Origin of the sequence: Xanthobacter sp. NM-25 (assembly GCF_022138605.1) — a bacterium.
In the GTDB taxonomy this organism is placed as follows: domain Bacteria; phylum Pseudomonadota; class Alphaproteobacteria; order Rhizobiales; family Xanthobacteraceae; genus Xanthobacter.
The window spans coordinates 71,015-93,278 of sequence record NZ_JACBFS010000005.1; the positions used below are offsets into that span (position 1 = coordinate 71,015).

Annotated in this window: 21 protein-coding genes; 13 read left to right on the plus strand and 8 right to left on the minus strand. The window is 70.1% G+C overall.

Going from position 1 to position 22,264, the window contains the following annotated elements; all coding sequences use genetic code 11:
• Positions 1 to 45: 45 nt before the first annotated feature.
• Positions 46 to 408 (minus strand): arsenate reductase (glutaredoxin), encoded by a 363-nt coding sequence (arsC, locus tag MEU52_RS14755; protein WP_238122385.1) that lies wholly within the window; start codon positions 406 to 408, stop codon positions 46 to 48.
• A 180-nt stretch (positions 409 to 588) separates the two neighbouring features.
• Between arsC and MEU52_RS14760 the strand changes: the two genes are divergently transcribed.
• The 10 genes from MEU52_RS14760 to MEU52_RS14805 all read left to right on the plus strand — a co-directional run bounded on the left by MEU52_RS14760 (position 589) and on the right by MEU52_RS14805 (position 8,985).
• Complete coding sequence (locus MEU52_RS14760) at positions 589 to 2,082, plus strand: FAD/NAD(P)-binding protein (protein WP_238122384.1); 1,494 nt, start codon at positions 589 to 591, stop codon at positions 2,080 to 2,082.
• 123 nt (positions 2,083 to 2,205) lie between these two features.
• The gene (gene atpD / locus MEU52_RS14765) at positions 2,206 to 3,771 is read left to right on the plus strand and encodes a F0F1 ATP synthase subunit beta (protein ID WP_443267150.1); all 1,566 of its coding nucleotides are present in this window, start codon (positions 2,206 to 2,208) and stop codon (positions 3,769 to 3,771) included.
• Positions 3,768 to 4,238 (plus strand): F0F1 ATP synthase subunit epsilon, encoded by a 471-nt coding sequence (locus MEU52_RS14770; protein ID WP_238122382.1) that lies wholly within the window; start codon positions 3,768 to 3,770, stop codon positions 4,236 to 4,238. Before atpD ends, MEU52_RS14770 begins: the two co-directional genes overlap by 4 nt.
• The gene (locus MEU52_RS14775; RefSeq protein WP_238122381.1) at positions 4,238 to 4,546 is read left to right on the plus strand and encodes an AtpZ/AtpI family protein; all 309 of its coding nucleotides are present in this window, start codon (positions 4,238 to 4,240) and stop codon (positions 4,544 to 4,546) included. The genes MEU52_RS14770 and MEU52_RS14775 overlap by 1 nt, the downstream gene beginning before the upstream one ends.
• Positions 4,543 to 4,863 carry an ATP synthase subunit I gene (locus tag MEU52_RS14780; protein WP_238122380.1) on the plus strand — a complete coding sequence of 107 codons (321 nt, stop codon included), beginning with the start codon at positions 4,543 to 4,545 and terminating at the stop codon, positions 4,861 to 4,863. Before MEU52_RS14775 ends, MEU52_RS14780 begins: the two co-directional genes overlap by 4 nt.
• On the plus strand, positions 4,863 to 5,573 hold the full coding sequence (locus tag MEU52_RS14785; protein ID WP_443267370.1) for a F0F1 ATP synthase subunit A: 711 nt from the start codon (positions 4,863 to 4,865) through the stop codon (positions 5,571 to 5,573). Before MEU52_RS14780 ends, MEU52_RS14785 begins: the two co-directional genes overlap by 1 nt.
• A 5-nt stretch (positions 5,574 to 5,578) precedes the next feature.
• On the plus strand, positions 5,579 to 5,827 hold the full coding sequence (locus MEU52_RS14790; protein ID WP_238122378.1) for a F0F1 ATP synthase subunit C: 249 nt from the start codon (positions 5,579 to 5,581) through the stop codon (positions 5,825 to 5,827).
• 12 nt (positions 5,828 to 5,839) lie between these two features.
• Positions 5,840 to 6,580, plus strand: coding sequence for a F0F1 ATP synthase subunit delta (locus MEU52_RS14795; RefSeq protein ID WP_238122377.1), 741 nt, complete (start codon positions 5,840 to 5,842; stop codon positions 6,578 to 6,580).
• A complete protein-coding gene (locus MEU52_RS14800; RefSeq protein ID WP_238122376.1) occupies positions 6,570 to 8,093 on the plus strand; it encodes a F0F1 ATP synthase subunit alpha in 1,524 nt (507 codons plus the stop codon). Before MEU52_RS14795 ends, MEU52_RS14800 begins: the two co-directional genes overlap by 11 nt.
• A 31-nt stretch (positions 8,094 to 8,124) precedes the next feature.
• A complete protein-coding gene (locus MEU52_RS14805) occupies positions 8,125 to 8,985 on the plus strand; it encodes a F0F1 ATP synthase subunit gamma (RefSeq protein WP_238122375.1) in 861 nt (286 codons plus the stop codon).
• A 54-nt stretch (positions 8,986 to 9,039) separates the two neighbouring features.
• On the opposite strand, the gene MEU52_RS14810 is transcribed toward MEU52_RS14805, so the two are convergent.
• A complete protein-coding gene (locus MEU52_RS14810) occupies positions 9,040 to 10,296 on the minus strand; it encodes an MFS transporter (RefSeq protein ID WP_238122374.1) in 1,257 nt (418 codons plus the stop codon).
• 397 nt (positions 10,297 to 10,693) lie between these two features.
• Here MEU52_RS14810 and lptM point away from each other — a divergent pair, with 397 nt between their 5' ends.
• Together lptM and lysA are read left to right on the plus strand one after the other, a co-directional pair.
• Positions 10,694 to 11,005, plus strand: a complete 312-nt coding sequence (gene lptM, locus MEU52_RS14815; RefSeq protein ID WP_238122373.1) for an LPS translocon maturation chaperone LptM — start codon at positions 10,694 to 10,696, stop codon at positions 11,003 to 11,005.
• A 185-nt stretch (positions 11,006 to 11,190) separates the two neighbouring features.
• Positions 11,191 to 12,459 (plus strand): diaminopimelate decarboxylase, encoded by a 1,269-nt coding sequence (gene lysA / locus MEU52_RS14820; RefSeq protein WP_238122372.1) that lies wholly within the window; start codon positions 11,191 to 11,193, stop codon positions 12,457 to 12,459.
• Between the two features lie 74 nt (positions 12,460 to 12,533).
• On the opposite strand, the gene MEU52_RS14825 is transcribed toward lysA, so the two are convergent.
• From MEU52_RS14825 to MEU52_RS14845, 5 genes are all read right to left on the minus strand, one after another.
• Entirely contained in the window at positions 12,534 to 13,868 is a 1,335-nt protein-coding gene (locus MEU52_RS14825) for a putative bifunctional diguanylate cyclase/phosphodiesterase (protein WP_238122371.1), read from the minus strand.
• A gap of 262 nt (positions 13,869 to 14,130) precedes the next feature.
• Complete coding sequence (locus tag MEU52_RS14830) at positions 14,131 to 16,797, minus strand: bifunctional acetate--CoA ligase family protein/GNAT family N-acetyltransferase (RefSeq protein WP_238122370.1); 2,667 nt, start codon at positions 16,795 to 16,797, stop codon at positions 14,131 to 14,133.
• A gap of 200 nt (positions 16,798 to 16,997) precedes the next feature.
• Positions 16,998 to 17,612: a response regulator gene (locus tag MEU52_RS14835; RefSeq protein ID WP_238122369.1), complete on the minus strand. Its 615-nt coding sequence runs from the start codon at positions 17,610 to 17,612 to the stop codon at positions 16,998 to 17,000.
• Between the two features lie 106 nt (positions 17,613 to 17,718).
• The gene (fixJ, locus tag MEU52_RS14840; protein ID WP_238122368.1) at positions 17,719 to 18,351 is read right to left on the minus strand and encodes a response regulator FixJ; all 633 of its coding nucleotides are present in this window, start codon (positions 18,349 to 18,351) and stop codon (positions 17,719 to 17,721) included.
• Entirely contained in the window at positions 18,344 to 19,852 is a 1,509-nt protein-coding gene (locus tag MEU52_RS14845) for a sensor histidine kinase (RefSeq protein WP_238122466.1), read from the minus strand. The genes fixJ and MEU52_RS14845 overlap by 8 nt, the downstream gene beginning before the upstream one ends.
• A 173-nt stretch (positions 19,853 to 20,025) precedes the next feature.
• Between MEU52_RS14845 and MEU52_RS14850 the strand changes: the two genes are divergently transcribed.
• Complete coding sequence (locus tag MEU52_RS14850) at positions 20,026 to 20,748, plus strand: helix-turn-helix domain-containing protein (protein WP_238122367.1); 723 nt, start codon at positions 20,026 to 20,028, stop codon at positions 20,746 to 20,748.
• 80 nt (positions 20,749 to 20,828) lie between these two features.
• On the opposite strand, the gene hemN is transcribed toward MEU52_RS14850, so the two are convergent.
• Positions 20,829 to 22,220, minus strand: coding sequence for an oxygen-independent coproporphyrinogen III oxidase (hemN, locus tag MEU52_RS14855; RefSeq protein ID WP_238122366.1), 1,392 nt, complete (start codon positions 22,218 to 22,220; stop codon positions 20,829 to 20,831).
• Between the last annotated feature and the right edge of the window lie 44 nt (positions 22,221 to 22,264).

Below are 22,264 nucleotides of genomic sequence, written 5' to 3' on the forward strand. Positions count from 1 at the left end.
CACGTGAGCTGATAAGAAGTTCTGAAGCGCCTGCGGTGCAGGGGGCTAGGGCAGGATCTCGCGCACCCGTTCCATCGGCCGGCACAGACGCACCCCCTTGGGGGTGAAGACGAAAGGGCGCTCGATCAACGCCGGATGGGCGATCATGGCATCGAGCAGCGCATCATCGCTGAGCGCGGGATCGTCGAGGCCGAGGTCCTTGTAGAGATCGCCCTTGCGCCGCAGGGCATCGCGCACGCTGATGCCGGCCGCCTGGACGGCCTGGGCGAGGGCCGGTCGGCTCGGCGGGGTCTTCAGATACTGGACGATGTCCGGGGTGAGCCCTTCGGCCTCCAGCAGCGCCAGGGTCTTGCGCGAGGTGCCGCAGGCGGGATTGTGCCAGATGGTGACGCGCGACGAACCGCTCATGACGCTGGACTCCGGAGGGGACAGGATCGGGGCGGCGACGGCGGATGGCCGGTCGGCGCGCCCCCGCCATCAAGCCGGCGGGCGCGGCGGGATGTCAACGCGGCGCCGCGCCGCCGCGACTCATGTAGTTCGATTGGATTAATGTTATTTGTTGAGTCGTGACGCGAGGTGGGATGCCAGATGGGACCGGAGAGCGAACGCGAAAAGGGCCCGCGCGGCACGCTGATCATCGTTGGGGGCGGCTTCAGCGGCACCCTGGCGGCGCTGCTGGCCCATCGGCGCGGTGCGTTCGACGTGGTGCTGGTGGAGCGCGAGGCGCAGGCCGGCCTCGGCCTCGCCTATGGGGCCTGCGACGCCCACCATGTGCTCAATGTGCCGGTGGTCCGCATGGAGCTGGGGCTGGAACCCTCCTTCGCCACGTGGCTTCAGGCTTCGGGTGTCGATCTCGAGGCCGCCCTGGCGGAAGCGGGGGGCGATCTCTCCCAGGCGTTTGTGCCGCGTGCCCTGTTCGGGGCCTATGTGGCGACGCAATGGGAGGCGGCCCTGGCAGAGGCGCAGAATGCCGGCGCGCCCCGCCTGCGCCGGGTGCGCGGCGCGGTGGTGGAGGTGCGCGCGCAGCCGATGCCCGGCGTGGTGCTGGCGGATGGGCGCCGGCTCACCGGGACCCATGTGCTGCTGGCCACCGGCAACCTGCCGCCCAAGCCGCCCCGCTGCGCCGATGCGGCGTTCTACGACACGCCGCGGTTCATCCCCGACCCCTGGGCGCGCGGCGCGCTGACGGCGCTGCCGCCGGATGCGACGGTGCTGCTGATCGGCTCCGGCCTCACCCTCGTGGACGTGGCCCTGAAGCTGGCGGCGGCGGGGCATCGTGGGCCGCTGGTGGCGGTGTCCCGGCACGGGTTGCTGCCGCAGGTGCATGCTGCGGGCGGGCGCTTCGCGGCGTTCCTGTCACCGGCCCTGGCGCCGACGCCGCGGGCGGGGCTGCGGGCGATCCGGCAGGCGGTGGCGCGCGCGGCGGCGGAGGGCATCCCCTGGCAGCGGGTGATGGATGCGGTGCGCCCGGCCATCGCCACCATCTGGAGCCACTGGACGCAGCCGGAGAAGGCGCGGTTCCTGCGTCACGCGCGTACCTATTGGGATGTGCACCGCCATCGCATGGCGCCGCGGGTGGCGGATCGGCTGCAGGCCCTCATCGGCTCCGGCCAATTGCGGGTGGTGGCCGGTCGCATCACCGGCTACCGGGCGGGGACCGACGGGGTGAGCATCACCCTGCGCCACCGGGGCGGCGGCCACGACAGGAGCCATGACAGGGGCCATGAAGAGGTACGGGCGGCGGCGGTGATCAATTGCACCGGGCCGCGCTCGGATTTCGCCACCCTGGGCCTGCCGCCGTTCGCCGCCCTGCGGGATGCCGGCCACATCGTGCCGGATGCCCTGGGGCTGGGGCTTGAAACCCGCGGCTGCGCCCTGGTGGACCGCTATGGCGCCGCCAGCTCCTGGCTCCACGCGGTGGGGCCGCTGACCCGGCCGGCCTGGTGGGAGATCACCGCCGTGCCGGAAATCGCCGCGCAGATCCATCGGCTGGTGGAGGATCTCGCCGATGGCACCCTGTCCGCCCCCGGCGTGCCGGCGGATCTGCTGGTGGATTTCGTCAATCTGGGCGCGGGCATCTGAGGCCCCGCGCCATTGGGTCGCTGCCGGGGCCGCAAATAGGCGCAAATACGCCTAATCGAACGGCTGAAGGCGTCCCCGCCGACCCCATCCCCTGGCAGGTGCCCCAGCGGCAGGGGGCCGGTGATGGTAGCGCGGGCCGCGTGCCTCTGGCATGTTTCCGCTGAAACGTGTTCCCCCACTCCATCCGAGCGGGCGGCGGAACCGGTGCACGGAGGTCGGCGCATGGCGGGGCGTGCGAACGAAACCGCGGACGGAGACGGCCGCATCGTCGCCCTGCGCGGCGCCGTGATCGACGTGCGCTTCGCCGCGGGGAACCTGCCGGCGGTGGAGCACGCCCTGTGGGTGGAAGACCCCGCGCGCGGCCGCATCCTGGCCGAGGTGCAGAGCCATATGGACATCGAGACGGTGCGCGCCATCGCCCTGCAGCCCACCTCCGGCCTCAAGCGCGGCGATGTGGTGAAGCGGGTGGGCGGACCGGTGGAGGTGCCGGTGGGCGACGCGGTGCTGGGCCGCTTGCTCGACGTGGCCGGCAATGTGGGCGACAAGGGCGCCCCGCTGCCCGCCGATGTGCCGCGCCGGCCGATCCATGCGCCACCCCCCGCCTTCGCCGACCAGAGCGGCACCGCCGACATTTTCGGCACCGGCATCAAGGTCATCGACCTGTTGGCGCCGCTGGCCCAGGGCGGCAAGGCGGCGATGTTTGGCGGCGCCGGCGTGGGCAAGACCGTGCTGGTGATGGAGCTGATCCACGCCATGGTGGCGAGCTACCAGGGCATCTCGGTGTTCGCCGGGGTGGGGGAGCGCTCCCGCGAGGGGCATGAGATGCTGCTCGACATGACTCATTCCGGGGTGCTGGACCGCACCGTGCTGGTCTATGGGCAGATGAACGAGCCCCCCGGCGCCCGCTGGCGGGTGCCCATGACGGCGCTGACCATCGCCGAATACTTCCGTGACGAGAAGCACCAGAACGTGCTGCTGCTCATGGACAACGTGTTCCGCTTCGTGCAGGCGGGCTCGGAAGTGTCGGGCCTGCTCGGCCGGCTGCCCTCGCGGGTGGGCTACCAGCCGACCCTGGCGAGCGAGGTGGCGGCGCTGGAAGAGCGCATCGCCTCGGTGGGTGGCGCCGCCGTCACCGCCATCGAGGCCGTGTATGTGCCGGCGGACGATTTCACCGATCCGGCGGTGACCACCATCGCCGCCCATGTGGATTCCACCGTGGTGCTCTCCCGCGCCATGGCGGCGGAGGGCATGTATCCCGCCGTCGATCCCATCGCCTCCTCTTCCATCCTGCTCGATCCGCTGATCGTCGGGGAGGAGCACGCGCAGGTGGCCACCGAGGTGCGCCGCACCATCGAGCATTATCGCGAGCTGCAGGATGTCATCTCGCTGCTGGGCATGGAGGAATTGGGGGCGGAGGATCGCCGCATCGTCGAGCGCGCGCGCAAGCTGCAGCGCTTCCTCACCCAGCCTTTCACCGTCACCGAGGCCTTCACCGGCGTGCCCGGCCGCTCGGTGCCCATCGCCGACACCGTGGCTGGCTGCAAGGCCATTCTCGCCGGAGCCTGCGACGACTGGCAGGAAAGCTCGCTTTACATGGTGGGCGGGCTCGATGAGGCTCGCGCCAAGGAGGAGGCCGCCCGCAAGCCCAGCGGCGCGAAAGCCGGCGCGACCGCAGGGGCGGCGACATGAGCGGAACCCTGCGGCTCTCCATCTCCACGCCCACCGCCGTGCTGGTGCGTGATGCGGAGGTGCGCGCGGTGCGTGCCGAGGATGAGAGCGGCGGCTTCGGCATCCTGCCGGGCCACACGGATTTTCTCACCGTGCTGCCGGCCTCGGTGGTGCGCTGGCGCACCGGCGACGACGTGGTGCATTACTGCGCCCAGGCCGGCGGGCTGCTGACGGTGGAGGGCGGCACGAAGGTGGCCATCGCCTGCCGCCAGGGCACGCTGGGGGATGATCTGCCCCGGCTCGAGGCGGAAGTCGCCCGCCTGCGCGCCGCCGAGACCGATGCCGAGCGCAAGGCGCGGGTGGAGCAGATGCGCCTCCATGCCCGCGCGGTCCGCCAGCTCATGCGCTATCTGCGGCCGGGGCAGGGGGAGGCCTTCGGCGCCTTCGGCACCGACACGCATACGCCGCCAGCGGATGGAGGGGCGTGATGGCGGCAGATCCCCGTTCCGGCCCGCCGATCGACCGTCTTGCCGAAGCCGCCCGGCGTGCGGCTGAGCGGCAGAAGCGCGGCCTGGAGAATCCGGAACCCTCCCTCGGCGCCCGGCTGGGGCAGATGGGCATTCTCGGCTGGACCATCGTCGTGCCCACCCTGCTGGGGCTGGTGGTGGGCCGTTGGCTCGACACGCAGTTTTCCACCGGCATCATGTTCGCCGCGGCGCTGCTGATGCTGGGGGCCGCCTTCGGCCTGTGGTCTGCCTGGCGCTGGATGCACCGGGCGGGGGGAGCGGACCAATGAGCGCACCGTTCGCCGCCATGGCGGCCCTCTCCGCCGCTCTGCCGAGCTTCAGCCCCTTCGCCGGCGCCGCCGTCGGCCTGGGGGTGGGGCTTGCTGCCGGTTTCGCCTATTTCGCCTCGCTCTGGTGGAACACGAAGCTCTATCTGGCCGGCGGCCGGGTGGCCCTGGCGGTGGTGCTGCAAATGGGCCGGTTCGCCATCCTGCTGGTGGCCATGGCGGTGCTGGCGGCGCTGGGCGCGCTGCCGCTGCTGATGGGCGCGGTGGGGCTGCTGGGCGCCCGCACCCTCGTCGTGCGGCGGCTGGGGAAGGTGGCATGATCTCTTCGCCCCTGGTCATCGAACCTTTGTTCCACGTGGGCCCGGTGCCCATCACCGCGCCGGTGGTGGTCACCTGGGGCATCATGGTGGCGCTGGGCGGCGGCTGCTGGCTCGCCACCCGCCACCTGAAGCTGGTGCCCGGGCGCGGCCAGGCGCTGCTGGAGACGGTGGTCTCCGCCATCGACAGCCAGATCGCTGACACCATGCAGGTGAACCCGGCGCCGTATCGGGCGTTGATCGGCACCATCTTCCTCTATGTGCTGTGCGCCAACTGGATCTCGCTGATCCCGGGCCTGGAGCCGCCCACCGCCCATCTGGAAACCGATGCCGCCCTCGCCCTCATCGTGTTCGTGGCGACCCTCGCCTATGGGGTGCGGGCGCGCGGGCTCGGCGGCTATCTGAAGACCTTCGCCGAACCCACCTGGGTGATGATCCCGCTCAATGTGGTGGAGCAGATCACCCGCACCTTCTCTTTGGTGGTGCGCCTGTTCGGCAACATCATGAGCGGCGTGTTTGTCATCGGCATCATCCTGTCCCTGGCGGGGCTGCTGGTGCCGATCCCGCTGATGGCGCTCGATCTGCTCACCGGCGCCGTCCAGGCCTACATTTTCGCGGTGCTCGCCACCGTCTTCATCGGCGCGGCGGTCAGCGAGGGCGAGGCCCCCGCGCCCGCCGTCCCGCCCGATCCTTCCGCCCAGCAGGAGCGCTAGACCCCATGGACAATCTCATTCAAGTGGTCTCCATCGCCGCCGCCGCCATGGCGGTGTCGTTCGGCGCCATCGGCCCGGCGCTGGGCGAGGGGCGGGCGGTCGCCGCCGCCATGGACGCCATCGCCCGCCAGCCGGAAGCCGCCGGTACCCTCTCGCGCACCCTGTTCGTCGGCCTCGCCATGATCGAGACCATGGCGATCTACTGTCTGGTGATCGCGCTTTTGGTGCTGTTCGCCAATCCGTTCGTGAAATAGCGGCCCGCGCCCATGCAGATCGATTGGTGGACGCTCGGATTGCAGGCCATCAACGTCCTGGTGCTGGTCTTCATCCTGGCCCGTTTCCTGTTCCGGCCGGTGGTGGCGCTGATGGCCGAGCGGCAGGCGGCGGCGACCCGCGACCTGGAGGCCGCGCGCGCCGCGCGCGCCGCCGCCGAGGCGGAGCGCACCAAGGCCGCGGCCGAGACCGCCGCCATCGCCGCCGCCCGCACCGAGAAGGTGGATGCCGCTCTGGCCGAGGGGGAGGCGCGCAAGGCGGCGCTGCTGGCGGCCGCCCGCAGCGAGGCCGATGGCCTGCGGGCCGCCGCCGAGGCGGACATCGCCCACGTCCGCGCCCGTGCCGAGGCGGCGGTGGATGACCGGGCCAGCCGGCTCGCCGTGGACATCGCCGCCCGCCTGCTGGCGCAGCTGCCCGACGACACCCGCGTCGCCGCCTTCATCGATGGCCTGTGCGCGGGTCTCGCCGCTCTGCCGGAGGAGGCGCGCGCCAGTCTTGCCGTCGCCGAGGAGCCGCTGCAGCTGAAAGCGGCGCGCGCCCTGTCCACGGAAGAGGAGGCGATTTGCCGGCAAAAGATCGCCGCTGCGCTGGGGCATGACGTGACCCTGGCGCTGAGCGTCGACCCGAACCTGATCGCCGGCCTGGAGCTCACCGCCCCCCATGCCATCGTGCGCAACAGCTGGCGGGCCGCCCTCGACCGCATTCTGACGGAGCTCACCCACGATGGGCGCTGATGCCGATTGGCTCGAAGCAAGCCGTGCGAAGGTAGCCCGCGCCGATCTGTCGGTGCAGGCGGAGGCCATCGGCCGGGTGGAGGAGGTGGCGGACGGCATCGCCCGCGTCTCTGGCCTGCCCGACGTGCGGCTCGACGAGATCCTGAAATTCGAGGGCGGCCGCCTCGGCTTCGCCTTGACCCTCGACGCCGACACCATCGGCGCCGTGCTGCTGGACGATGCCGCCGGCGTCGAGGCCGGCTCCAAGGTCACGGGCTCCGGAGAGGTGGTGCGGGTGCCGGTGGGGGAGGGGCTGCTGGGCCGGGTGGTCGATCCCCTCGGCCGCCCCCTCGACGGGGGCGCGCCCATCACCGCCACCGACCATCTGCCCATTGAGCGGCCGGCCCCCGCCATCATCGACCGCGACCTCGTCAGCGAGCCGGTGGAAACCGGCATCCTGGTGCTCGACGCTTTGTTCGCTCTGGGTCGCGGCCAGCGTGAGCTGATCATCGGCGATCGCGCCACCGGCAAGACCGCGGTGGCGGTGGACGCCATCGTCAACCAGAAGCATTCGGATGTGATCTGCGTCTATGTGGCGGTGGGCCAGCGCGCCACCGCCGTGGAGCGGGTGATCGAGGCGGTGAAGGCCCATGGCGCCCCGGAGCGCTGCATCTTCGTGGTGGCCGCCGCCTCGGCAGCGCCGGGCCTGCAGTGGATCGCGCCCTTTGCCGGCTTCAGCATGGCGGAATATTTCCGCGACAAGGGCGGCCATGCCCTGATCGTGGTGGACGATCTCACCCACCATGCCGCCACCCATCGCGAGCTCGCCTTGCTCACCCGCGAGCCGCCGGGCCGCGAGGCCTATCCCGGTGACATCTTCTATCTGCATGCCCGCCTGCTGGAACGCGCCGCCAAGCTCTCACCGGAGCTGGGCAGCGGTTCCCTCACCGCTCTGCCGGTGGCCGAGACCGATGCCGGCAACCTCTCCGCTTACATTCCCACCAACCTCATCTCCATCACCGATGGCCAGATCGTGCTCGATTCCCGCCTGTTCGCCGCCAATCAGCGGCCGGCGGTGGATGTGGGCCTGTCGGTGTCGCGGGTGGGCGGCAAGGCCCAGAAGCCGGCCCTGCGCGAGGTGTCCGGCCGGTTGCGGCTCGATTATTCCCAGTTCCTGGAGCTGGAGATGTTCACCCGCTTCGGCGGCATCTCCGATACCCGGGTGAAGGCGCAGATCACCCGTGGCGAGCGGATCCGCGCGCTGCTCACCCAGCCGCGCTTCGCCAATCTGCGCCTCGCCGACCAGGTGGCGCTGCTGGCGGCGCTGGCCGAGGGGGTGTTCGATGCCCTGCCGGTGGCCGTCATTCCCCCGCTGCGGGCGCGGCTGCCGGCCTATCTCGATGCCAATGCGGGCGCTGAGGTGGCGGCCCTTGCCGCCAGCGGCACCCTCGAGGCGCCGGTGCGGGAGAAACTGGTGGCGGCGGTTCAGGCGCTGGCGCAGGAGTTGGCGCAGGAGCTGACGGCCGCCGGCTGAGGCGGCAGGGAGCCGGGATAAGGAGAGGGCCATGGCGGAACGCCTGTCCGATGTCACCGCGCGCATCCGCACCGTGCATCAATTGTCGGCGGTCATCACCGCCATGCGCGGTATCGCCGCCGCCCGCTCGCGGGAGGCACGGGCCCATCTCGACGGCATCCGCGCCTATGCCGACACCATCGCCGCCGGCATCGGCCATGCCCTGGCCTTTCTACCGGTGGACGAGCGGGGCACGGCGCTCCCGTCGGGTCCGGGCCTGCGGCTGGTGATCGCCCTGTGCGCGGAGCAGGGCTTTGCCGGCGCCTTTAGCGAGCATGTGCTGGAGGCTGCCGTCGCCGCGCGCGGGCCCGACGCGGGCGGGGGGCTGTTCATCGTCGGCGATCGCGGGCTGCTGGTGGCGGAAGAGCGGGGCCTGGCCTGGGACTGGTCGGCGGCCATGGTGGGGCATCCGGATCAGGCGGCGCGGCTCGCCAGCGAGATCGCCGATGCGCTGTTCGCGCGGCTTGAGCGCGTGCCGGTGGCGCAGGTGTGCCTGCTGCACGCCGTGCCGGGCGGCGGGGAGGCCATGGAGGTGGCGACGAAACAGCTGGTGCCGTTCGATTTTCACCGCTTTCCGCTGGCCCGCCGGGCGGTGCCGCCGCTGATCACGCTGGCGCCCGATGTGCTGCTGGCGCGGCTGGTGGCCGAATATGTGTTCGCCGAGATCACCGAGGCGGTGATGCTCTCGTTCGCGGCGGAGAACGAGGCCCGCATGCGGGCCATGATCGCCGCCCACACCAATGTGGAGAACACCCTCAACACGCTGGTGGCCCGCTCCCGCCAGTTGCGGCAGGAGGAGATCACCAACGAAATCGTCGAGCTGGCGGGCGGCGCCGCCGCCCACGGCGGCTAGGCGCCGTCACGCGAAGGGGAACCGGCTTCGCGGGGCGACAGCGCGCCGGGCGGCCTACAGGGCGGGCGTCAGCGGCCCGTCGTCATGGGGGCCGACGCCGACCACCGCCACCGGGATGTCGTGGGCGGCATGGTCGAGCCGGTGGGCCACCACAGCCAGCAGCATGGCGAGGCAGGCCAGCCCGGCACCCATCCACGGCAGGTCCATGTAGGAGAGGCCGGCGGAGAGGCCGACGCCGCCGACGGCCGCGCCCAGGGCGTTGCCCAGGTTGAAGGCGCCCTGGTTGAGGGTGGAGGCGAGGTTGGGGGCTTCCGCCGCTTCCTTCACCACCCGCATCTGCAGCGGAGCCACCAGCGCGAAGGCCAGCACGCCCCAGATGAACAGGGTGATGGCCGCCGGCAGCGGATAGGCGCTGGTGAGCGGGAACAGGGCCAGCAGTACCGCCAGCACCGCGGTGATGCCGATCACCGTCGGCAGCAGGCTGCGGTCGGCCATCCAGCCACCGCCGAAATTGCCGATGGTGAGGCCGACGCCGAAGATCAGCAGCATCAGCGTCACCCCATGGGCCGACACGCCGGTGTGCTCGGTGAGGATCGGGGCGATATAGGTGAACACGCTGAACAGGCTGGCGGAGGCGACGATGGAGATGACCATGGCCAGCACCACCTGCACGTTGGCGATGGCCTTGGCCTCCCGCTTCAGCGCCAGGGGCGGGGTGGGCAGGTCCTTGGGCAGCCACAGGGCGAGCGCCGCCGCGGCGGCGACGCCGATGACCACCACCGCGAGGAAGGTGTCGCGCCAGGTCAAGGCCTCGCCCAAGGCGGTGCCGAGGGGCACGCCCAGCACGTTGGCGATGGTGAGGCCGGCGAACATCATGGCGATGGCCTGCGCCTTGCGGCTCGGCACCGAAAGTTCCGCCGCCACCACCGCGCCGAGCCCGAAGAAGGCGCCGTGGCACAAAGCGGTGACGATGCGGGCGGCCATCAGCAGGGTGAAGCTGGGCGCCACCGCGCACAGCGCATTGCCGGCGATGAACACCCCCATGAGGGTCATCAGCGCATGGCGCCGGTTCATGCGGGCGGTGGCAATGGCGAGGAAGGGCGAGCCGAACGTCACGCTCAGCGCATAGCCGGTGACCAGGAAGCCGGCCTGCGGAATGGTCACCGACAGGTCGGTGGCCACGCGCGGCAGCAGCCCGACGATGACATATTCGGTGGTGCCGATGCCGAACGAGGCAAGAGCCAAAGCGAGCAGGGCGAAGCGCACGGCGCGGGGATCCGCGCCGGCGGCGATGGAAGAAGGGAGACCCATGGGCTTCACCAGGGAATGGGGCAGATCGAAACGGGGGGGTGAGCCCTGCCGATCACGGTCCGTCGCTGCCGCGGTGCCGTCAGCGCAGCGGGTGGGCGCTGCCTCGATCGTCAGAAATCGGCGGAAATCTATGTCCGCTTGCTGCGGCGCGAAAATGAATTCTTCGACTAGTGTCCAGGCGGCAATCGAATGATGGCGCAGGTGTGGAGGCCGTCTGTCCAAAAGCCGCTGGCTCAGGGCCGGTTCGCCCGGAAACGGGGCCGGTGCGGGCGTGGCCCGGTGGACACGGCGGGGCGGCGCCGTGGGCGGCAAGGGGCTGGTGCGCCGCACAGGGGCTCGCCTTTGGCGGCGCGCAGGCTATAGTGGCCGCGAATTGACCCGGATGGCCCGCATTTCCATGTCCCGTCTCTCCCTTCCTCTGGCGCTGGTCGCCGCCCTCGCACTCGCCGGATGCGGCGTGAAGGGGCCGCTTGAGCCGCCGCCGGGGGCCCCCAAGGCCGAAGCGCCGAAGACGCCGCCGGCGGTTCCGCCACCCACGGCCGCCGGGGAAACCGGCTTTCACTCCGCCACCTCGGCTTCCGACATGGCCAATTCGGTCACGCCCCATGCCGATTGGGAAAAGAGCAAGCAGAAACAGAGCGGCAAGACGGATCAGCTGGAGGGCGTGGCCCGTCCGGACCGGCCGTTCTTCCTCGACGGCCTGCTGTGATCGCGCCTACTGGCGCAGCGCGCTGCCGCCACCGGGCCTGACGCGGCATCGCGATCGGCGCGCCGGGGCCATGATCTGAGGGCGATCCGCGCCACGGGTCCCGTGGCGGCGCCCGATCCTCCGCGGGTGGGCTCGCCCCTTTCGCCGCCTGTCCCGCGGCTTCCTGCACATTCGGCCTTACCATCATGCATCACTTCAGCTACCGCGACGCGCGCCTTCATGCCGAGGACGTGGACCTCACCGCTCTCGCCTCCGAGGTGCGCACCCCCTTCTATTGCTATTCATCGGCCACGCTGGAACGCCACTACAAGGTGTTCATGGAGGCGTTCGCCGATCGGCAGGCGCTGCTGTGCTATGCCTTGAAGGCCAATTCCAACCAGTCGGTGATCGCCACCCTGGCGCGGCTCGGCGCGGGGGCGGACATCGTCTCGGTGGGCGAATTGCGGCGGGCGCTGGCGGCCGGCATTCCCGGCTCGCGCATCGTCTTCTCGGGAGTCGGCAAGACCCGGGAGGAGATGGCGGAGGCGCTGGCGGCCGGCATCTTGTGCTTCAATGTGGAGAGCGAGCCCGAGCTGCACGTGCTCTCCGAGGTGGCGACGGCGCTGGGCCGGGTGGCGCCGGTGTCCATTCGCGTCAATCCGGACGTGGACGCCCGCACCCACAAGAAGATCTCCACTGGCCGGTCCGCCACCAAGTTCGGCATTCCCATCTCGCGGGCGCGGGAGGTCTATGACGAGGTGGCGCGGCTGCCCGGCCTCGCAGTGACCGGCGTCGACATGCACATCGGCAGTCAGATCACCGATATGGCGCCGGTGGAGAATGCGGTGGAGCTGCTGGCCCAGATGGCCCGCGACCTGCTCGCCGCCGGCCATCGCCTGCATCACCTCGATCTGGGTGGCGGGCTCGGTGTGCCCTATGCGGTGAGCGACCCTGTGCCGCCGCCGCCCCACGTTTATGCGGAGGTGGTCCGCCGCGGCCTCGGCGGCCTCGATCTGCCACTGGTGTTCGAGATGGGGCGCATGATCGTCGCCAACGCGGGCATCCTCGTCACCCGTGTGATCTATGTGAAGCACGGGGAGGGCAAGACCTTCGTGATCGTCGACGCGGCCATGAACGACCTCATCCGCCCCACCCTGTACGAGGCGCACCACGACATCTTCGCGGTGGCGCAGCCCGCGCCCGGCACCCCCACCATGGTGGCGGACGTGGTCGGGCCGGTGTGCGAGACCGGGGATTTCCTCGCCCTCGATCGGGCCATGCCGGAGGTGAAGGCCGGGGATCTCCTGGCCGTGATGACCGCCGGGGCCTATGGGGCGGTGCAGGCCTCCACCTACAACACCCGGGGCCTGGTGCCGGAGGTGCTGGTGAATGGCGCGGTGGCGGCGGTGGTCCGGCCGCGGGTGGATGCGGACGCTCTCATCGCCCTCGATCAGATGGCGCCCTGGCTGGGGTGAGGGGCCGGCGCGGCGCCGGTGCCGTTTTCACGTGAAACAGGGGGTGAGCCCGCTGTCACAGCGCGCGGCAGCGCTCACACCGTGGCGAGACCGCGCTCGGCGATGAACTGCAGCAGGGCCTCCTCGGTCATGGGGCGGCCGAGATAGAAGCCCTGAACCTCGTCGCAGCGGTCGGCCTTGAGGCAGGCGAGCTGGCTTTCGGTCTCCACCCCTTCGGCCACCACCTGCATGCCCAGGGCCCGGCCGAGGCCGAGGATGGCCTGGACGATGGCCAGCGCCCCCTTGCTCTGGTCGAGATCGCCGACGAAGCGGCGGTCGATCTTGAGCGCGTCGAACGGGAACGAGCGCAGATAGCCCAGCGATGAATAGCCGGTGCCGAAGTCATCCATGGACAGGCGCACCCCGAGATCCTTCAGCTTCATCAGGATGTCGAGGGCGTTGTCGGTATTCTCGATCAGCACGCTTTCGGTGATCTCGAGCTCCAGGCGGTGGGCCGGCAGCTCGGCGGCCCTGAGCACGGATTCCACCGTGGTCACCAGCTCCGGGCCGCGGAACTGCACCACCGAGACGTTCACCGAGACATTGAGGTCCGGCAGCCGGGCAATGGTGTCGCACGCCTTGCGCAGCACCCATTCGCCGATGGGAATGACAAGGCCGCTCTGTTCGGCCAGGGGCACGAACTCGTCCGGCACCAGCCGCCCGAGCTGCGGGTGATCCCAGCGGATCAGCGCCTCGACGCCGAGGATGCGCAGGGTGTCGGTGCTCCAGCGCGGCTGGTAGAGCAGAACGAACTGGTCGGACACGATGGCGCGGCGCAGGTCGCCTTCCAGCGACCGCTTGCCCTGGGCCGCCTCGTTCATCTCGGCGGTGAAGAAGCAGAAGACGCCGGGGCCGATGCTCTTGGCGCGCTCCAGGGCGAGGTCGGCCCGATGCAGCAGGGCATCCGCCTCGTCGCCATCCAGCGGCGCGAGGGCGATGCCGAGGGTCGCCTGGGGGTAGACCGTGGTGGCGGCCAGCGCCATGGGGGTGCTCACCGCCGCCTGCAGCCGGCGGCACAGGCGCTCGGCGGTCTGCGCGTCATTGAGGCCGGTGGCGATGAGAATGAACTCGTCGGCGCCCACCCGCGCCACCAGGTCATTGTCGCGCACGCAGCGGCGCAGGCGCCGGGCCATCTCCACCAGCACCTGATCGCCGCAGGAGAAGCCATACTGGTCGTTGAGCTGGCGGAAATTATCGAGATCGACCGACAGCACGGCCACGGTCCGCGCGCCATCCCGGGCCGCGCCCAGGGCGCCGGCCAGAAATTCGAGCATGAGCAGCCGGTTCGGCAGATTGGTCAGCGGGTCGTGCAGAGCCAGATACTCCGACCGCCACGGACCTCCCGTCTCCCCTGTGTCGTTCGTCGCCATCTTGCGCAAACCGATGAAATGCCTGGCGGTGCCCACCCCGGAACCGCACAGCGCGTGTGCACATCTAGAACGACAGATCCACCGTCACATTGCGACGGCACAAATCCGCCCCGTGTGCTGAAGTCGATAACGCACGTGACCTGATATTGCGCCTCGCCGTCTCACCGTCAAGCGTGCTGCGTCGGCGGCCGGGGACACGCGCCGGTTCAAGCGCCGGTGCGCGCGTCATTTCAGGGGCGTTGGGGCCGGTGCGCCGGACTCCTCACAGGGTGATCACCACCCGCATGATCGAGGGATCCTCGGCGCTGGGCGCCACCTTGAAACCGAGGTCCTCGGCCATGTGCAGCATGGGCCCGTTCTCCCGCATCACGTCGCCGAACACCTTCTTCAGGCCGCGGGCGCGGGCGTGGTCGAGGATTTCGGTCATCAGGCGGTAGCCGAGGCCTTTGCCCTTCATGTCCGAGCGCACCATGATGGCGTATTCGGCCTCCTCATTGTCCGGATCGGCGATGATGCGCACCACGCCGCAGATGTCGCCGGAGGGCTCCACCGCCACGAACGCCATCTCGCGATCATAATCGATCTGCGACAGGCGGGCGGCCATCAGGTGCGGGAAGTCCTTCACCGAGCCGAGGAAGCGCATGCGCACATCCTGGGGATCGGACCGGCGCACCACGTCGACGAGGCCCGGCTCGTCCTCGGGCCGGATCGGCCGCAGGGTGACGGTGTGATCGTCGGTGAGGGGAATGTCCTTCACGTGCTCCGGCGGATAGGGCTTGATGGCGAACCGTGCGGTGCCGTCCTGCCGTGCCTCGTGCACGACGATGCGGGCGTCGAGCGCCAGAACGCCATTCTCGTCGGCAATCAGCGGGTTGATGTCGAGCTCGGCGATCTGTGGCAGGTCGGCCAGAAGCTCGCTGATCTTGATGAGGGTGGAGGCGATGGCCTCCATGTCGGCGGGCGGGTGGTCGCGATAGCCGGCGAGGCGCTTGGCCACCCTTGTGCGGGAGATCATCTCCCGGGCCAGCACACCGTTGAGCGGCGGCAGCGCCACCGCCCGGTCGCCGATCACCTCCACCGCCGTGCCGCCACGGCCGAACAGCACGATGGGGCCGAAGGTGGGATCGTTGGCGATGCCGGCGATCAGCTCGATGGCGTGGGGCCGGCGCACCATTTCCTGCACGGTGAAGCCCTCCACCTTGGCGCGCGGCATCTTCTCCGCCACCGTGGCGATGATGGCGCGGCAGGCGTCCTCCACCGCCGCCGGCGTGCGCAGATCGAGCCGCACCCCGCCCACGTCGGATTTGTGGGTGATGTCGTGGGAAAGCACCTTCACCACCACCGGCCCGCCCATCTCGCTGGCGATGCGGCCGGCATCCTCCGGGTTCTGGGCGATGCGCGTTTCCACCACCGGAATGTCATAGGCGGCGAGCACCGCCTTCGCCTCGAACTCGCCCAGGGTGCTGCGGCCGGCGGCCAGCACGTGCTCGACGATCTGCCGCGCCCGCTCGCGGTCGGGCTCCTCGAAAGTCCGCGCCGGCGGCGTCTCCATCAGCAGGGTTTGGTTGCGCTGGTAGGACACCAGGTGTCCGAAGGCGCGCACCGCCTCGTCGGGGGTTTCATAGGTGGGAATCCGGCGGGCGGCGAACTTGCGGCGCACGTCGGCCACCGCGCTCTCGCCCAGCCAGCAGGTGAGCACCGGGGCGCGCGGTCGCGTCTCCAGCACTTCCATGACCGCCGCCGCCGCGCCCGGCGCATCACCCACCGCGGTGGGGCAGTCCAGCACCAGGATGCCGTCGGAGCCCTTATTGGCCAGCAGCGCCTTGAGCGCCTCGCCATAGCGCTTGGCCGGGGCGTTGGCGTGGATATTGACCGGATTGGCGTGGGACCAGGTGGGCGGCAGCGCCGCCTCCAGCTTGGCGAGGGTATCGGGATCGAGGGTGGCGAGCGTGCCCTCCACATCTTCCAAAGCGTCCACCGCCAGCACCCCGGCGCCGCCGGAATTGGTGAGGATGGCGAGCCGGTCGCCATGGAGGCGGATGCCCGACGACAGCGTGGTGACGGCCTCGAACACCTCGCGCAGCTCCAGCACCCGCAGCATGCCGGCGCGGCGGAAGGCGGCGTCATAGACGAGATCGGCGCCGGCCAGCGCGCCGGTGTGGGAGAGGGCGGCCCGGGCGCCGGCGGCGCTGCGGCCCGCCTTGATGACGATCACCGGCTTGGCCCGGGCGGCGATGCGGCCGGCGGACATGAATTTCCGCGCGTCGGTGATGTTCTCCACATAGAGCAGGATGGCGCGGGTGGTGTTGTCGAGGGCGAGATAATCGAGCAGGTCGCCGAAATCGATGTCGCCCTTGTCGCCCAGGGAAATCACGTGGGAGAAGCCGAAGCCGCGGGCGTTGGCCCAGTCCAGCACGGTGTTGGCCATGGTGCGCGACTGGGTGATGAAGGCCACGTCGCCCTTGGTCGGCATCAGGTGCGCCACTGAGGCGTTGATGCGGGCGGCAGGGGAAATGAAGCCGATGCAATTGGGCCCGAGAATGCGCAGGAGATGCGGCTTGGCCGCGTCCAGCATGCGCTGCAGCAGGTCGGTGCCTTCGAGCTTGGCGCCCTCGCCGAAGGCCGAGGCGGTGACCACCGCGGCGCGGCACCCCTTGGCGCCGAGATCGGCGATGATCTGCGGCACCGTCTCTGGCGGTGCAGTCACCACCGCCAGGTCCACCGGGATCGGCAGGTCGTTCACATGGGCATAATTGAGCGAGGAGCGGGTGACGCGCTCCTTGGCATTGACGGTGAGGATGGGACCCGCAAACCCGGCCTCGAACAGGTTGCGGGCGATGATCGAACCGATGGAGCCCGGTGCGTTGCTGGCGCCCACCAGCGCGATGGCGCTCGGGTGGAACAATGCATCGAGATTGCGGGTGGTCATGGCTGGCCTTCCGGTCTGCGGCGCCCAGGGGCGGTCCCGGCGTCCGTCGTCGCGACTTGGATCATGCCTCGGCGATGCGACAGCACGTCGACCCGGTCAGGGTGCCGGGTGCGAAGCTGCGGTGCAATAGCCAAGGCGTGTCGCACGGGTTGTAGGCGGGGACGCTTGCGCCGGACTGGCGCCGGCGCGGCGCGGGTTGCTCAGCAGGGCATGGCCCGGGAGAAGCTCGCCCGCACCGCCTCGCTGAGCTGATTGCCCAGCAGCGGTTTCTCGATGATGGCGACGCCCTGCGCGCTGGCCCGGCGCCGCACGTTGGTGGTGGGGTTGCTGGTGATGAGGAAGGACGGCAGGTGCACATCGCGCCGGTCCAGTTCGCCCAGCAGCTCCAGACCGTTGAGGCCGGGCAGATTGTAGTCGACGATCAGGCAGCCGGCGCGCGGCAGGTCCGACGCCAGCAGCTCGCCATAGCCGGGATAGGTGCGCACCTCGAAGCCGTCGAGCTCCAAAGCGAACTTGAGGGAGCTGCACACCGCCGCGTCGTCATCCACCACATGCACGATCCACGGCAGGTCCGGATCCGGCTCGGGCTGAACCTGATGGGCCATCAGCGGTGCCGCGGCATTGGGGATGGGGGCGTGGGGAGCCGGTGCGTGGGACATTGATGGGTGGGGCATGGCGGAGCGAGGCACCACCGGTGCGGGCAGCCCCGCGTGCGGCGCCAGGCCGAAGCGCGCCGTCGCCGGTGGCGACAGGTCGACACCCGCCGGCGGCGCGTCGCGGTCGCGGGTCATGTTGGCCTTGCAGTGCGCATCCATCGGCCGCCTCCCGCGACCCGCAAGAGGGCCCACATTGGGCCCAGTTGGTCGATGACACAGGCTAACCGATGTGGAGGGAAAGTGGCCTTGAGTTAAATCAAGCGCTTCACCCGGCGCTGGGGGCGATGCCGGCGAGCAGCGCCATGCGCACCAGTTCCGACAGGCTCTGGGCCTTCATCTTGGTCATCACATTGGCGCGGTAGACCTCCACCGTGCGCGGGCTGATGCCGAGATCATAGGCGATCATCTTGTTGGCTTGGCCGGCCACCAGGCATTCCAGTACCTGCCGTTCGCGCTGGGAGAGGGCGGAAATGCGCTCGTTGACCTCCTCGCGCAGGGCGTCGCGCTGGTGGTGCTTCTGCCGCCGCGCCAGCGCCGCCTTCACCGCGTCGAGGATGGCCACGTCGTCGAACGGTTTTTCCAGGAAATCGGTGGCGCCGAGCTTCATGGCCTCCACCGCCAGCGGCACGTCACCATGGCCGGTGACCACGATCACCGGCACGCTGGAGCCTTTGTCCTTGAGCTGGTGGAGCAGGTCGATGCCAGTCATGTCGGGCATCCGCACATCGGTGATGATGCAGCCGGCCAGGCCGTCGCCCGCCGGCAGGCCGGCCTGGATGAAGGCGCGGGCGGAGGGGTGCTCCTGCACCTCATAGCCGGCGGTGGCCAGCAGGAAGGCCAGGGATTGGCGGACCGCCTCGTCGTCGTCGATGACGTGGATCAGCGTCGGTTCAGTCATCGACCGCCGCCTCGTCGCCCACGGCGCGCAGGGTGAAACGGAAGGTGGCGCCGCCCGCCGGGTTGGATTCCACCCAGATGCGGCCGCCATGGGCTTCGATGATGGTGCGCGAGATGGACAGGCCGACGCCCATGCCCTGTCGCTTGGTGGTCACGAACGGGGTGAACAATTGAGCCTTGATCTCCGGCGAGATGCCGGACCCGGTGTCCGAGACGCTGATCATCACCATGTCATCCTCCGCCGGCTCGGTCTGCACGAGGAGCTGCCGCCGGGGTGCCTCCATCATTGCCTCCAGGGCGTTGCGCATCAAGTTCAGCAATACCTGCTGGACCTGCACCTTGTCGGCGAGCACGAGGTCGCACCCGGGATCATAATGGAACCGCACCTGGATGCCGTGCTCCTTGGCGCCCACCAGCGCCAAAGCGCTCGCCTCCTCCACCAGCTTGGCGAGGCTCTCCACCCGCCGCTCGCTTTCACCACGGGAGACGAAGTCGCGCAGGCGGCGGATGATCTGGCCGGCCCGCAGGGCCTGTTCGCCGGCCTTTTCCAGCGCCCCCTGGAGCATCTCGGTGCGCACCACCCCGCCTTCCAGCAGCCGCCGGGAGCCCTTGATGTAATTGGCGATGGCCGATAGCGGCTGGTTCAGCTCATGGGCCAGGGTGGAGGCCATCTCGCCCATGGCGGTCAGTCGCGAGATGTGGACGAGCTCGGCCTGCAGCTCCTGCAGGCGGGCCTCGGTTTCTTGACGCTCCGTCAGGTCGCGGATGAAGCCGGTGAAGAAGCGTTCCGTGGCCGAGCGCATTTCGCCCACCGATAGTTCCATGGGGAACGTGGAGCCGTCCTTGCGCTCGCCCACCACCACCCGGCCGATGCCGATGATGCGCCGCTCGCCGGTGTGAAGATAGCGGCCGATATAGGCGTCATGGGCCTCCCGATGGGGCGAGGGCATGAGCACGGAGACGTTCTGGCCCACCGCCTCGGCGGCGGTGTAGCCGAACAGGCGCTCCGCGGTGGCGGAAAACGAGCGCATGATGCCGTGCTCGTCGATCACCACCATGGCATCGGGCACTGTGCTGAGGATGGAGGAGAGGTGGGCCTCGCGAGCCAGCAGGTCGCGGGTGCGTGCGGCGGCGGCTTGTCGGGTCTGCCGCAGGCGTTCCCCCAGCACCGCCACGCCGAGGCCCGCGCCAGCCAGCAGCAGCGCCGCGATCGGATCGAGCGGCGAAAAATCGGGGCGGGAAAGGGTGAGCAGCACCCCGCCGGCCAGGCCGACGCACAGCAGGGCAAGGCTCGCCGCCAGCCCGAGCGCGCTCACCAGGACGGTGGCGATCACCAGCAGCAGGGCGCCGCGCGCGTCAAAGGGCGGCAGCGGAAGCATGGCGCACAGCGCCAGCACGAAGGCGCCGGTGCCCGCCCCGCGCGCGAGGTTCAGCGCCTGCTGGCGCCAGGGGCGCTGAACCTCGCGCGCGGCGCCGCTCTGTTCGGTCGCCGCCGGTTTCATCTCGCCCACTGCCTCGTCCTCGCGCCTGTTCCCCGGTGGAGCTTCCGTCCCTGTTAGCGCCGGCCGTCACCTCCGTAAATATACCTAAGGGTCACGACTTAAGTGTTCGTTCCGAATTTCTCTCAAGGTCTCCGAGAGTTATCGCTGATAACATTCTGTGGAGGAGAGTTCCCATGTCGACCATTGCCGCCGCCCTCACCCAGAAGGCCTATGTTCAGCCGCCGCTGTCGGGCGCGGTCGCGGGCCGGGTGTCGCGCGCATGGCAGGACGAGACGGGAACCCGCCAGCCCACCGACATTCTCGCCGGCCTCGGCGTGGTGACCACCTTTTCGCGCAATTCCGAGATCTTCGCCGAGGATGCGCCGGCCGATCACATCTTCCTGGTGCTGTCCGGCGCGGTGCGGGTCTGCAAGCTGCTGGGCGATGGGCGCCGCCAGATCGAGACCTTCTGCCTGCCGGGCGACGTGTTCGGCTGGGAGACGGCGCCGCGGCATCGCTTCTCCGCCGAGGCGGTGAACGAATGCCGGGTGGTGCGCGTCAAGCGTTCGATCCTGTTCGCCCGCGCCGCCGACGATGCCGAGCTCGCCCATGCCCTGTGGGCGCTGACCGCCGGCGAGCTGAGCCGCACGCAGAACCATCTGCTGGTGCTAGGCCGCAAGACGGCGCAGGAGCGGGTGGCCACCTTCCTCCTCGACATGGCCGCGCGCTCGGCCGGCACCGCCGGGGAAGTCACCCTGCCCATGTCGCGCCAGGATATCGCCGACTATCTCGGCCTCACCATTGAGACGGTCTCGCGCACCCTCACCCATCTGGAAGATGCCGCCGTCATCGCCCTGCCGTCGTCGCGCCGCGTGGTGCTGAAGGACGGTGGCGCGCTGCGCGGCCTGAATTCCTGAGGTTTCATCCCATCGGGCATGTGACCACCCGAGCTGGCGGCTGAGACCCAGCCGCCCACCTGCTGCAGGCACGTCCCGCCTTACACGGCGGCGGCGTGCCTCTTCTTTTCCGGCTCCGCCTGGCGGGCCGCCGTGAGGCGGGGATCGAACACCGCGCACACCACCCGCGCGAAGCTGCGAGCGGCTTCCGGCACCCTCACCACCAGCCCGTCACGCACCGCCAGCCCGTCGGCGATCAGCGGCGCGAGGGCCTCCAGCTCCGGCTCGAACAGGTGGGGCGAGGCGCCATGGGCGGTGGCCATGGCCGCCAGATCCACCTCGAGGTCGCACATCAGCCGCTCGATGATGGCCCGGCGCAGCCGGTCCTCGCCGGTGAGCGCGATGCCGCGGGCGATGGGCAGGTGGCCCAGCTCCAGGGCCTTGTGCCACAGCGGGGTGGCGGCGATGTTCTGCACATAGCCTTGCGGCAGGGCGCCGATGGCCGAGGCGCCGAAGCCCAGCAGCACCGGCGCATCATCGGTGGTGTAGCCCTGGAAATTGCGCTTGAGGGTGCCGGCCCGGGCGCGCTGGGCCATGGGGTCTTCAGCCCGCGCGAAATGGTCGAGGCCGATGGCGTGATAGCCGTGATCCGCCAGCAGGCCGGCCACCAGCTCGGCCTGCTCCAGCCGCTCCAGCGGGCCCGGCAGATCGGCATCGCGGATCAGCGCCTGATGCTTCTTCATCCACGGCACGTGGGCATAGCCGAAGACGGCGATACGGTCGGCCTCGAGTTCGAGGGCCTGCTCCACCGTCCGCTGCACCGATTGCGCAGTTTGGTGCGGCAGGCCGTACATGAGATCGAGGTTGATGGCGGTGATGCCGGCCGCCCGCAACGCGTCGGCGATGGCCTTGGTGGTGGCGTAGGACTGCTGCCGGCCGATGGCCTTCTGGACGGCGGGCTCGAAATCCTGCACGCCGAGGCTGGCCCGGTTGAAGCCCTCGCGGGCGAGGGCGGCCACCTTGCCGTCATCCATCACCCGCGGGTCGATCTCGATGGCGATCTCGGCGTCGTCGGCAAAGGCGAAGGCGCGCCGCAGGGCGGCCATCACTTGCGCCAGATCCCGGTCGCCGAGCATGGTGGGGGTGCCGCCGCCGAAATGCAGGTGGGTCAGGCGCAGGCGCCCGGGCAGGCGGGCGCGGACCTGCTCGATCTCCGCCACCAGGCGCTCCGCATAAGCGGTCACCGGCGTGCCGGAGCGCACCACCGCGGTCTGGCAGCCGCAATAGAGGCAGAGCTCGGCGCAGAACGGAATATGCACATAGACCGACACGGCGCTGTCTTCCGGCACGGCCGACAGCCACCGGGCATAGGTTTCGGCGGTGATGTCGGGCGTGAAGTGCGGCGCGGTCGGATAGCTGGTGTAGCGGGGGACCGGGTGCCCATAACGGGCGAGCAGGGCGGCATTCACCGGGGTGTTTTCGCGGGCGTTCATGGCGGAACTCTGGGCAAAGGCTGTGTGCCCTATCCATGTCGCCA